The organism is Pseudomonas fitomaticsae (assembly GCF_021018765.1).
Taxonomy (GTDB): domain Bacteria; phylum Pseudomonadota; class Gammaproteobacteria; order Pseudomonadales; family Pseudomonadaceae; genus Aquipseudomonas; species Aquipseudomonas fitomaticsae.
Genome location: NZ_CP075567.1, coordinates 3747657 through 3759937, shown reverse-complemented (window position 1 = coordinate 3759937; position 12281 = coordinate 3747657). Strand labels below are relative to the sequence as shown.

The 12281-nt window shown below is 60.6% G+C and carries 12 protein-coding genes; 9 read left to right on the top strand and 3 right to left on the bottom strand.

What is annotated here, in order from left to right; all coding sequences use genetic code 11:
• Positions 1-5 precede the first annotated feature (5 nt).
• The gene (locus KJY40_RS16730; RefSeq protein ID WP_230731276.1) at positions 6-293 is read left to right on the top strand and encodes a hypothetical protein; all 288 of its coding nucleotides are present in this window, start codon (positions 6-8) and stop codon (positions 291-293) included.
• Positions 294-379: 86 nt separating this feature from the next.
• On the opposite strand, the gene KJY40_RS16725 is transcribed toward KJY40_RS16730, so the two are convergent.
• Both KJY40_RS16725 and KJY40_RS16720 read right to left on the bottom strand, forming a co-directional pair.
• Positions 380-742, bottom strand: a complete 363-nt coding sequence (locus tag KJY40_RS16725; protein WP_230731275.1) for a DUF6124 family protein — start codon at positions 740-742, stop codon at positions 380-382.
• A 417-nt stretch (positions 743-1159) separates the two neighbouring features.
• Entirely contained in the window at positions 1160-1633 is a 474-nt protein-coding gene (locus tag KJY40_RS16720) for a hypothetical protein (protein ID WP_230731274.1), read from the bottom strand.
• Positions 1634-2032: 399 nt separating this feature from the next.
• Here KJY40_RS16720 and KJY40_RS16715 point away from each other — a divergent pair, with 399 nt between their 5' ends.
• Positions 2033-3364 (top strand): hypothetical protein, encoded by a 1332-nt coding sequence (locus KJY40_RS16715; RefSeq protein WP_230731273.1) that lies wholly within the window; start codon positions 2033-2035, stop codon positions 3362-3364.
• Positions 3365-3409: 45 nt separating this feature from the next.
• On the opposite strand, the gene gspI is transcribed toward KJY40_RS16715, so the two are convergent.
• Entirely contained in the window at positions 3410-3787 is a 378-nt protein-coding gene (gspI, locus tag KJY40_RS16710) for a type II secretion system minor pseudopilin GspI (RefSeq protein WP_230731272.1), read from the bottom strand.
• A 146-nt stretch (positions 3788-3933) separates the two neighbouring features.
• Between gspI and gspG the strand changes: the two genes are divergently transcribed.
• The 7 genes from gspG to gspF are packed head-to-tail and all read left to right on the top strand — an operon-like array spanning position 3934 to position 11996.
• Positions 3934-4392, top strand: a complete 459-nt coding sequence (gene gspG, locus KJY40_RS16705) for a type II secretion system major pseudopilin GspG (protein WP_321576974.1) — start codon at positions 3934-3936, stop codon at positions 4390-4392.
• A gap of 8 nt (positions 4393-4400) precedes the next feature.
• Positions 4401-5354, top strand: a complete 954-nt coding sequence (gspK, locus tag KJY40_RS16700) for a type II secretion system minor pseudopilin GspK (RefSeq protein WP_230731271.1) — start codon at positions 4401-4403, stop codon at positions 5352-5354.
• Positions 5351-6496, top strand: a complete 1146-nt coding sequence (gspL, locus tag KJY40_RS16695; protein WP_230731269.1) for a type II secretion system protein GspL — start codon at positions 5351-5353, stop codon at positions 6494-6496. Before gspK ends, gspL begins: the two co-directional genes overlap by 4 nt.
• Positions 6489-7034 (top strand): type II secretion system protein GspM, encoded by a 546-nt coding sequence (gspM, locus tag KJY40_RS16690; protein ID WP_230731265.1) that lies wholly within the window; start codon positions 6489-6491, stop codon positions 7032-7034. Before gspL ends, gspM begins: the two co-directional genes overlap by 8 nt.
• Positions 7031-9382, top strand: a complete 2352-nt coding sequence (gene gspD, locus KJY40_RS16685; protein ID WP_230731264.1) for a type II secretion system secretin GspD — start codon at positions 7031-7033, stop codon at positions 9380-9382. Before gspM ends, gspD begins: the two co-directional genes overlap by 4 nt.
• The gene (gene gspE, locus KJY40_RS16680; protein WP_230731263.1) at positions 9379-10785 is read left to right on the top strand and encodes a type II secretion system ATPase GspE; all 1407 of its coding nucleotides are present in this window, start codon (positions 9379-9381) and stop codon (positions 10783-10785) included. Before gspD ends, gspE begins: the two co-directional genes overlap by 4 nt.
• Positions 10785-11996: a type II secretion system inner membrane protein GspF gene (gene gspF, locus KJY40_RS16675; RefSeq protein ID WP_230731262.1), complete on the top strand. Its 1212-nt coding sequence runs from the start codon at positions 10785-10787 to the stop codon at positions 11994-11996. Before gspE ends, gspF begins: the two co-directional genes overlap by 1 nt.
• The last annotated feature ends 285 nt before the right edge of the window (positions 11997-12281 follow it).

The following is a 12281-nucleotide window of genomic DNA, read 5'->3' as shown; positions in this document are numbered from 1 at the left end:
CAAGAATGAAAAAGCTCTTAATCGCAGCGATCCTCGTCGTAGTAACCATGCTCTATGTCGGCTACTACGAAGCCCTTGAGGACGGAGACATCGAGACCATTGTCTTCATCAAGAAACATCCGACGTTTCAGATGAAGTTCTACAACATCCACGCGAACGATGGAGAAATCAGGAAGGTAGAACGCCTGACGGCAGAGGAGCGCGGGTGGATTATTGATTACTGCAGGTATCGCTTGGGAATCGACACAGACCTGAAGACTCAGGATGACGTCGAGATGTGTCGCAAAAAATAGAAATGCTTACTTGGCCGAGGTCGTCAGTCACACCTGACAACCTCGACCATTTTCTTTCCAGCGATTGAGCGACAGCAATCAGTCGATCACGTCTTCACCTCAACATGATCCAACGCCTGATTCACCGCCAACTCGCTCAACATCACCAACTGCGCAATCCCTATCGCGGTCTTGCGATGTGCAGGATCAAGCGTGGCAGCAAAGTTGTTGAGCATTTCGCTGGCCGATCCTAGTGATTCGCTGGCGTTGGCTAGGAGGGATTCAGTGTTGTACGCCGGGTTGGCCAGGTACATGGGGTCGTGTTTGTGGTGGCTACCCATGATGCGTTGTTGTGGGGTGAGATAGTGGTCGAGGGCGCGTTCGGCGGCTTCGTTGAGGGTTCGGGAGTCTGGGAATTTGTAGGGGGAGACCGGATCGGTTTCTGGTGGATTTGGTGTTGGCTTGAACATAGATGTAGCTCCATATGGGACTTAAGGAGCCATCACTCTCGCTACCAAACGAGTGGTGGTGGCCATACGAAGGTTGGTAGACCGGCCCATATGGAAAATCCGGCGCGCCCGAGGGCGCCCTGCGCATGGCCACCATAAGACGGATGCCGAAATGGCTTCTGCGTTAGGTGACGTTATGCGTCATATGGGAAGTCGGGCTACCAAACCCGATCACTGTTTTTCAGTGACCCGGAAACGATAAGACCCGCACCCTAGACGCACAAGCCGGCGGATTCTGGCGTAGTCGTAGGCAATGACGCAAGGCGTTGTAGCCTTGAGGAAGTAACGGTGGGTGTCCTTAAACGGCGTCGTGGGAATTGATTAAACAGGTGAAAAAAGAAGGCCAATTTTCCTGTCTGGAAATGGATCTGGCTTCGCTCATTCAGTCGCTCCCCTGATTTTTCTTGCGGTGTAAGAAATGACGGCTATCAAAAAATTCTTGAGCTCCCACGCCCAAACGCCCGCGAGCATGCCGATAACCAGAAAATGAAAATATTGATGAAACTCTGTAGAGGGCACTTTCTGTACGCTTTTCCCGACCAGTCCAAGCGTCATCAGGCTGATGCAAAAAGCACTCAGACACCGTAAGGCGAGATAGCAAAGGTCTTTGATGTTGGTCGTGTACACCCAGCTTTTCGCAGATTCAGAAAACAGGGCAGCCCACCCCAGATGAAACACGCTTGCGTAGATGAAGCTCAGGCTTAGACGTTGCGCCACATCAGCGCCGGAGCTGAGGTAGAACTCCGAATAGAAATGGTCGAGAGAAATGCCTACCGGACGAAAGAGGTCGAGGAGGGGAAACAGGGCAACCCCGCCGGCGAGATAGATAGCAAAAAAAGCGATGATTTTCATCCTGCACTCCATTGCTTCGTAAATGGCATCGGTTGATGATTTTTCGTCCGGGGGAGTTCGAAAGCATAGTCACCCTTGTCACATCCGTTTATTGGCCTGGGAGCGAAATCTCAGCCTGGTCTATAGCTCCTGTTTTCGGCGTGCTGCTGATCTCTTGGGCTTCATTCCGATTCATATCAACTTACACCACCGCCATTAGGCGGCGCGCAGTGATGGACATAAATATGCATAAATGCATTGATTAACTATGCATAAATGCATAATCTTGCTTCCAGCCGGTTCCGTAAGCCGTCTAAAAACAAATCTCTCCAACCCCACCGCAACCCGTCCTCAACATCTCAGGTTGCCACCGAGCTCCGCCAGACGCGGAGCTTTCTCCACGCAAAAGGATTTATGCCAATGACAGAAAACATCACAAACAGCGTCGCCCAGATTGATTGCATGACGGTCGATATCCTCGAAGATCTACGCGCCGTTAGTTCGGCCACGTACAAGAAGGTTTCAACGCTTGGTTTTTATGCTCGCGGAGATGGAGGGCATGCCGAGTACGTTTTGGACACAACAGGCACGACGACCGACGAGGCGATCCCCATGGTCATCAAGGCGTACGATGGTGGCCAATGGAGGTTGATGCACGACGGTGATGTCACCGCTGAGCAGTGTGGATTCAGGCGAGATGGCGTTCTGAATGAGCAAAAGAAGCTGAACCGGGCGATTGCGGCAGTCACTGCCGCAGGCGCGAGAATCGTGTGGGGTTACGGCACTTACGTCTGTGAGTTCATCCAGATCATTCCTAACATGTCCTGGGTTGGCAAAGGGCAGTTCTTTACCATTCTCAAGGCCAATGGTGGCTTGAACACGGATTTCATTTCTTCGAATTTCAACGTCAACACGAACAACGTTTCGATTGTCGGTATGCAGTTCGACGGCAACCGGGCCAACAACACCAGCGGAAACACCTTTGCGCTCAAAGGCGCCAAGCAGAGCCTGCGACAGGTCACGATAACGCAGTCTGCCTACCATGGGCTGGTCACTGATTTCGACATCGTTGATGGTGAGCGCAAGCTCGGTTTTGAAAGTACGTATGAAGACATCCTGATTGACACAACGGGTCGCCATGGCTGGTTGTACAACGGCCCGACCGACTCCTCGATGACTAACGTCACGTTGCTGGACTGTGGAGTTTCCGCGGATAACTCCTTTTTTGGGTTGTACGCGAGCAGGAACTTCAGAGCGGATAACCTGCATCCCTGGAACCGTTCTTCTACCAGCAATGTTCCAGCGGCGTCGGTGTATATCGATCAATCGGCACCCGGTTGTACGGCCGTCAACTCACACTTTGAGGGCGGTCACTGTCCGCTCAAGATTATCAGTAACCAGAACACTTTCAGCGCCTGCGATTACTACGCGACCCGTGGCACCTATTGCATTGAAAACTATGGGACGGCGAACAAAATCAGCGGTGTGCTTGGCGCGACAGCGGCGGCGGTGAATCCTAATTACCGGGGTATTCTGATGAATGGCGCAGGTAACATGGTCGATCTCACCGACGGTGGATGTGTGAACGGCGCGATCGACTTCAAAGACAGCAAGGGCGGCAACTTTGTAAGGATTTCCGGCTATAGAAGTACGGGTGTTCCGTATGTCGAAAATCCTCACCCAGCAGACGACGTGCTTCTGGTCATTCTCGGTGCAGGCGGCGGGGTGCTTTCAAAACCCTACTCGGCTTGATCCATTGGGCCGAGGTTGTCAGCTAGATCTGGCGACCTCGCCCATTCAGTCCTGCGGCCGGTTCAACAACGTCTCCAGCCGCGCCAACGCCGGCGCTTCCTGGCTGCGATCAAAGACTTGCACCCCAACCTTGAGCAACCGCCCATTCTCTGCCGCTGCAATCACCTGCTCACACCGCAACAACAACCGCCCTTGATCACACTCCATCGCCTTAACCCCCATCGGCAATCTCCCTTCCAACCGAAGTTCAGCCATCCGACTCTGCGCCGCAATCATCGCAATCGAGCGATCCCGCAAAACCCCGCTGCTCTGCGTCATCAACCCCGCCACGCGCACGGCGGCGGACATGGCGACGGCGATGATCGCCAGCGCCACGAGCACTTCAATCAGGGTGAATCCGGCTTGCGGGGAGGGGGTGCGCATCGGGGGCTCGGGCAGTCGGGCAGCCCTTGACGCTAACGCCCGTGCTTGACGGCTTGACGACGAAAACACCCGAGGATTTTCAACATCCCTGACATATCTTCTTGCAACACTGCGCGTCGAATCGAATCAAGCCAGGGAATGACGAGATGGATATCGCGCAATTCAAACAGCTTAGTCGACCGAGCCGGATGCCCCGTGGGCAGCAGGGTTTTACGCTGATCGAGATCATGGTGGTGGTGGTGATTCTCGGGATTCTGGCGGCGATGGTGGTGCCCAAGGTGCTCGACCGGCCGGATCAGGCGCGGGCCACGGCGGCGAAGCAGGACATTGGCGGGTTGATGCAGGCGCTGAAGCTGTATCGCCTCGATCACGGCACTTACCCGAGCCAGAGTCAGGGCCTGAAGGTGCTGGTGGAGCGGCCGGCCGATGCGAAGAACAGCAACTGGCGCTCGTACCTGGAGCGTCTGCCGAATGACCCATGGGGTCGTCCTTATCAGTACCTCAATCCCGGTGCCAACGGCGAGATCGACATCTTTTCCCTCGGCGCCGACGGCCAGCCTGACGGCGATGGCGTGAATGCCGACATCGGTTCCTGGCAGTTGTAAGGCCGGCCATGAACAGCCAATCGAACCAGCAGGGGATGGCGATCATCAGTGCGCTGCTGATTGCGGCGGTGGTCGCGGTGATTGCCGCCGGCATGCTGACTCGCCAGAGCGTTTCGACCCGGGCGCTGGAAGCCGAACAACTGCGGGTGCAGGGCCGTTGGGTGTTGCACGGCGGGTTGGAGATCAGCCGGCAATTGTTGTGGGATGCGCGGCAGCGCGATCCGTTGACTCGACTTGATCAGCCCTGGGCGCAGCGGTTGAACACTCAGGGTTTCGAGGGGCGGCTGGAGGACGAGCAGGGCAAGTTCAACCTGCGCAATCTGGTGGCCAACGAGCGGATCGATGACGCGCAGGTGCAGGCGTTCGAGCGCTTGTGCGAGTTGATCGGTGTCAGCAACGGCTTGAGCTGGCGCATCAGTCAGCGGGTGATCGGCTCTTATCCGCACCTGTTGAATGCCCAAGTGGTGGACAAGCCTGTGGCGAAAAACACGTTCGACAGTGGTCGCGCCACGTCGCCGTCCGCGTCGCGCAAGCCGCAATCACCGACCTTGCCAATGCTGCGCACGCTTGACGATTTGCGCAGCGTCGATGGGGTCAACGATGCGGTTTTGGCGAAATTGGCGCCGTACCTGACGGTGATTCCGGCGACCACCTGGCTCAACGGCAACACGGCCACGGCGCCGGTGCTGGCGGCTTATGTGCCGGGGCTGTCACTGGAGCGGGCGCAGGCGTTGATCAATGAACGTGACGCCGGGCGCTGGTTTATCAATCGCGGGGATTTCGTCAATCGCCTGCGCCTGCCGCAACTGGAGATCACCAGCGTCAAGGTCGGCATCACCAGCGACTGGTTCCGGTTGCGCGGGCAGGCGCGGCGCGATCAACGGCGGGTGAGCCTCGATGCGTTGTTGCATCGCAGTCAGGATCGGTTGCCGCAAGTGATCTGGTCGCGGGTGGGCGTATGAGCCAGTTGCGCGTGAGTTTGCCGCCGCTGGCGGAGCTGAGTCTCGACAGTGAAGTGGATTGTGCGTCGCTGGATCGTCAGGGGCAGGTTGTTCGCCAGGAGCGCGTGCGACTTGGCGCACTGCCGAAGCAGCCGTTGGTGTGTTTTCTGCACCCGTCGGACAGCCTGTTGGCGAGCATCGATCTGCCGCCGCTGCCCGTGAGCAAAACCGCTGCGGCTGTGCAGTGTGCAGCGCAGGCCTTGATGCTCGGCGACAGCGCCGAGATGCACATCGCTCACAGCGCTCGTAATGAAAGCGGCCAGGTGCAGATTGCCTGGGTAGCACGCAAGGATTTGCAGCACCTCGGGCAATTCGGTTTGAACCTCAAAGGCCTGTACCCGGCGGCTTACAGTTTGCCGGTGATGGCGGGCGGCGTCGGTTGCTTGCACGACGATCATCTGTTGCTGCGCCACGGCCCGAATGCGGCGCAGGTGCAGCCAATGATCGACGAAGCTTGGCTGCTGGAAACCGGTCTGCCTGCGCACTGGATCGGTGACGGCGCGCCGGAAGCGGTGCAATCGACATTCGCCGACACGCAGCGAAGTGCCGGCCCGTTGCCGAACTGGGGCCTCCACGGCGGCCTCCAGCAACCGGGCACCGAGCATCGTGGTTGGGGCAGGGCGCTTGGCTGCTGCGCGCTGGCGTTGGCGGTGTGGGTGATCGGTCTGAATCTGTACGCCGCCCGCGAGGCCGGGCAGGGCCAGCAGCTCAAGGCGCAGATGGCGCAGCGGGTGAAGCAGGCGTTCCCCGAGTTGCCGGTGATCCTCAATCCGCTGCAACAGGCCCGTCAGCAAATCGCGGCGCGACAGCAGGGCGCGGTAGATGCGCCGGGGCATGATTTCACGCGGCTGGTGTTGCAGGCCGGCAGCGGCATGCCGTCCATGGCCGGCACGGTGCAGCGTCTGGAGTTTGTCGACGGTGCGTTGCAATTGAGCCTGCTGCCCGAGGCCCGGCGTTCGGGCAACGACAAGGACTGGCAAGGCACGCTGGCCCAGGTGGGCATCAGCATCAGCCCGAATGACGACGGCTGGGTCCTGCGCCCGGCCGGCGAGACGACCGCCGCCACTGACAACGACGAGAGCAGCGGAGCCGAAGATGAATAGCCCCTCGCTTGCGAAATACCGCGCCGGTTGGCAGCGCTTCAATGCTCAGTTGCAGGCCCGTTGGCAGCCGTTGGCCGTGCGGGAAAAGCGCATGGTCGGTGGGATGGCGGCGCTGTTGCTGGGGCTGTTTGCGTGGGTGGCGTTGATTCAGCCGCCGCTGAAGAAGATCGCCGCCTCGCAAGTCGAAACCCCGAAATTGCGCGCCCAGGCCGAAGCACTGGAAGTGCTGTTGCGCGACGTCAGCGTGCGCCCGGACGGGCAAAACCTGGAGCAGTCGCTGCAACAGACCTTGCAGGCCAGCGGACTGGGCGGCCATTACCAATTGGCGGCCGCGTCCGCCGGCTGGCTGTTGACCTTCGATGCGGCACCGGCCGACGCCGTGCTCGACTGGCTGCTGAGCCAACCCCGGAATTTTTCACTGCAAGTGGTCGAGGCCCGTCTGCAACGCGCAGACGACGCCGCGACCGATGACACGGCCGGCACTCTGTCGGGCACCGTACGCATGGATCAGGCGCTGGGCGCTAAGGAAGCTTCATGAAGGGGTCAGGATCCAAACGCATGGCGTTGCCGATGCTGTTGATGGCATTGAGCGCGTGCAGCAACACCACGCCACCGAATCAACCGCCGCTGCTGGTGGACAGCGAACTCGGCCGGCCGCTGGCCAACACCCAGCGCAGTGGCGACGCGGTGCTCGACCGCGAGCGCGCGCAGGCTCAGGCAAGACCTGCGCCGAAGCAATTGCACAACATCACCGAACGCGCCCGCAGTGGCGGTTCGGCGCGGGGCACGACGTTGCCGGCCAATCCGCTGGGCGATCAACCGGTGACGCTGAATTTTGTCGACGCGGATATTCAAGCGGTGGTGCGCGCGTTGTCGCGCTCCACCGGCCAGCAGTTTCTGGTGGATCCTCGGGTCAAGGGCAACCTGACGCTGGTCTCCGAAGGCCAGGTGCCGGCGCATCAGGCCTACGACATGCTGCTGGCGGCGCTGCGCATGCAGGGTTTCAGCGTGGTGGATGTGGGCGGCGTGGCGCAGGTAGTGCCGGAGGCCGATGCCAAGTTGCTCGGCGGGCCGATCTACAGCGCCGACAAACCGGCCGGCAACGGCATGCTGACCCGCACGTTCCGCCTGCAATACGAGAATGCGGTGAACCTGATCCCGGTGCTGCGCCCGATCGTGTCGCCGAACAACCCGATCAACGCCTATCCGGGCAACAACACCATCGTCGTCACCGATTACGCCGAGAACCTGACGCGGGTCGCGCAACTGATTCAGGGCATCGACACCCCGAGCGCCATCGATACCGACGTGGTGCAGATCCAGAACGGTATCGCCGCCGACATCGCGCCGATGGTCGCCGACCTGCTCGACGCGCCGGGCAACGATCCAACCCAGAAAATCGCGGTGATCGGCGACCCGCGTTCCAACACCATCATCATCCGCGCCGGCAGCCCCGAGCGCACGGAGCTGGCGCGCAACCTGATCTACAAACTCGATAACGCGCAAAGCAATCCGAGCAATCTGCACGTGGTATATCTGCGCAACGCCCAGGCCGGCAAACTGGCCCAGGCCCTGCGCGGATTGTTGACCGGCGAGAGCGACAGCGGCACCAGCGACAATGCGCGCTCGGTGCTCAGCAACATGGGCAGCTCCACCAACTCGGGCGGTGGGCAGAACGGCCAGAACGGCACGCAAACCAACGGCAGCACGCCGACCACCAACAGCGGCAGCACCGGCGGCAGTTACGCTCAGGGCAGCAGCGCCACCAGTGGCAGCGGCAATGCGCAAAGCAGCGAACAGAACGTGGCCTTCAGCGCCGGTGGCGTGACCATTCAGGCGGACGCGACCACCAACACTTTGCTGATTTCCGCGCCGGAACCGCTGTATCGCAACCTGCGCGAAGTCATCGACTTGCTTGACCAGCGCCGCGCACAAGTGGTGATCGAAAGCCTGATCGTCGAAGTCGGCGAGGACGATGCCAGCGAGTTCGGCGTGCAATGGCAGACCGGCGATCTCGGTGGCAAAGGCGTGATCGGCGGCGCCAACCTCGGCGGTTCGGGGATCAATCTCAACGGCAAGACCAGCCTTGATGTGTTGCCACAAGGTTTGAACCTCGGCTACGTCAACGGCACCGTCGACATCCCCGGCATCGGCAAGATCCTCGACCTGAAAGTGCTGGCCCGGGCGCTGAAGAGCAAGGGCGGGACCAACGTGTTGTCGACACCGAACCTGCTGACCCTAGACAACGAAGCGGCGAGCATTTTTGTCGGCCAGACCATTCCGTTTGTCAGCGGCAGTTACGTCACTGGCGGCGGGGGCACCAGCAACAACCCGTTCCAGACCGTGACCCGTGAAGAGGTCGGTTTGAAGCTCAACGTGCGGCCGCAGATTTCCGAGGGCGGCACGGTGAAGCTCGACATTTATCAGGAAGTCAGCAGCATCGACGAACGCGCCTCGGCGGCGGCCAATTCGGCGGGGATCGTCACCAGCAAACGCGCGCTCGACACCAGCATCCTGCTCGATGACGGGCAGATCATGGTGCTCGGCGGTCTGCTGCAGGACGGCTACAGCCAGAGCAATGACGCGGTGCCGTGGCTATCGAATATTCCAGGGCTGGGTGCACTGTTTCGCAACGAACGCCGCTCGATCACCAAGACCAACCTGATGGTGTTTCTGCGCCCGTACATCATTCGCGACAGCGCGGCGGGGCGCAGCATTACGCTGAACCGCTACGACTTCATGCGCCGCGCTCAGGGCGGTCTGCAACCGGAGCGCAGCTGGGCGATGCCGGACATGCAGGCGCCACAATTGCCGGCCACCGCCCAAGGCGTGCCGGCGCCGGTGTCCGGCCCGCGCGCGACCATCAAAGCGGTGCCGCTGCAATGAGCGCATTGCCTTACGCCTGGGCCAAAGCGCAGCGGATTTTGCTGCGTGACGGCGTGCTGACGGTGTGCCCGTCGACGCCGGGCTGGTCGATCAGCGAGGTGCGCCGACAGTTCGGCGCGGCGAAGCTTGAGCGGGTGCGCGATGATGAACTCGACGGCCTGCTCGCCACTGCCTACGCCGACACCGGCAGCGCGGCGGCGGTGGTCGGTGCGGCGGAGAACGAAGTCGACCTCGACCGCCTGATGCAGGACATGCCGGAAATCACCGACCTGCTCGACACTCAGGACGGCGCGCCGGTGATCCGCATGATCAACGCCTTGCTCACCCAGGCCGCGCGCGATGAGGCCAGCGACATTCACATTGAACCGTTCGAAACCCATTCGGTGGTGCGCTACCGGGTCGATGGCACCCTGCGCGACGTGGTCTCGCCACGCAAGGCGTTGCACGGTGCGCTGGTGTCGCGAATCAAGATCATGGCGCAGCTCGACATTGCCGAAAAACGCCTGCCGCAGGACGGCCGCATTGCGTTGCGCGTAGCGGGGCGACCGATCGATATTCGTGTTTCCACCGTGCCTACCGGGCATGGCGAGCGAGTGGTGATGCGTCTGCTCGACAAGCAGGCCGGGCGCCTGCATCTCGAAACGTTGGGCATGGACGCGCAGGTGCTGGCCAAACTCGATCACCTGATCCGCCAGCCCCACGGCATCGTGCTGGTCACCGGCCCGACCGGTAGCGGCAAGACGACGAGTCTTTATGCGGCGCTGGCGCGACTGGATGCGAGCACCAGCAACATCCTCACTGTGGAAGATCCGGTGGAATACGACTTGCCGGGCATCAGCCAGATTCAGGTCAACGCCAAGATCGACATGACGTTTGCCCTGGCCTTGCGGGCGATTTTGCGGCAAGACCCGGACATCATCATGATCGGTGAGATCCGAGATTTGGAGACTGCGCAGATCGCGGTGCAGGCTTCGCTGACCGGTCACCTGGTGCTCGCAACTTTGCACACCAACGACGCGGTGTCGGCGGTCAACCGCTTGGTCGACATGGGCGTCGAGCCGTTTCTGCTGGCCTCGTCGATGCTCGGGGTTTTGGCCCAGCGTTTGGTGCGGCGGCTGTGCAATCAGTGCAAACAGGAAAACCCGGCCACGCCCGGCACCTGGCGCCCGGTCGGTTGTGCGGCGTGCAATCACACCGGTTACAGCGGCCGGACCGGCATTCACGAGTTGTTCTGCATCGATGACGACATCCGCACCCTGATTCACCAAGGGGCAGGGGAGCAGGCGTTGCGCGCGGCGGCGAGCAAGGCCGGGATGTTCAGCCTGCGCGAGGACGGCGAACGCTGGATCCGCAGCGGTGCCACGGCCCCTGAAGAAATCCTTCGTGTGACACGGGACGCCTGATGAATCGCTATCGTTTTGAAGCCGCCGATGCCAGCGGCAAGATCGAATCCGGGCATCTGGAAGCGGACAGCCAGGGCGCCGCGTTTGGCGCTCTGCGCGGTCGTGGTTTGACGGCGTTGTCGGTGGAGAAGGAAAGCAACGTCTCCCAGCACGGCGGCGGTGGATTGTTCAGTGCCAAGCTTTCGGATAACGATCTGGCGTGGGCTACTCGGCAACTGGCAAGTCTGCTCGGCGCCAGTCTTCCGTTGGAAGCTGCGCTGAGTGCCACAGTCGAACAAGCCGAGAAAAAACACATCGCCCACACCCTCAGCGCCGTACGTGCCGACGTCCGCAGCGGCATGCGCCTGGCCGAAGCGCTGGCAGCGCGGCCACGGGATTTTCCGGAGATTTACCGGGCGCTGATTGCGGCGGGCGAGGAGTCCGGCGATCTGGCGCAGGTAATGGAACGGTTGGCGGATTACATCGAGGAACGCAACAACCTGCGCGGCAAGATTCTCACCGCGTTCATCTATCCGGGCGTGGTCGGGCTGGTGTCGATCGGCATTGTGATTTTCCTGCTGAGTTATGTGGTGCCGCAGGTGGTCAGCGCGTTTTCCCAGGCGCGGCAGGATCTGCCGGGGCTGACGCTGGCGATGCTCAATGCCAGTGATTTCATCCGTGCCTGGGGCTGGTTGTGCGCGGGCGTCATGGCCGGTGCGTTCTGGAGCTGGCGCCTGTATCTGCGTAATCCGGCGGCGCGCTTGAGTTGGCATCATCGGGTGCTGAAGTTGCCGCTGATCGGGCGTTTCGTACTGGGTCTGAACACCGCACGGTTCGCCTCGACGCTGGCGATTCTCGGCGGTGCCGGGGTGCCGTTGTTGCGGGCATTGGAGGCGGCACGGCAGACCTTGTCGAACGATCGTCTGAGCCTGAGCGTCAATGAGGCCACCGCCAAGGTGCGCGAGGGCGTCAACCTGGCGGCCGCGCTGAAAGTGGAAAATGTGTTCCCGCCGGTGCTGATTCACCTGATCGCCAGCGGCGAGAAAACCGGTGCGCTGCCGCCGATGCTTGAGCGTGCGGCGCAAACTCTGTCTCGCGATATCGAACGCCGGGCGATGGGTATGACCGCGTTGCTGGAGCCGCTGATGATCGTGGTGATGGGCGGGGTGGTGCTGGTGATCGTGATGGCGGTGCTGTTGCCGATCATCGAGATCAACCAGTTGGTGCAGTAGTAGTGTGTTAGTTGGTTTGATGTTGTCTGTACTGGCCCTATCGCTGGCAAGCCAGCTCCCACAGTGTTCGGTGTTGTTAATGCAATTTTCTTCACAACACAAAAACCTGTGGGAGCTGGCTTGCCAGCGATGAGGCCAGTGACAGCAACAAATAATCCAAACTTTTTTCCAGGACCTCAGCATCACCCGACCCTCATTCCCCCCATCCTCGGGTTCTCCTTTCTGTCATCTGCAACGGCCCTTCAAGGGCTGTGGCCGATTCCCTCGAAAAGCCCGCCACAGACA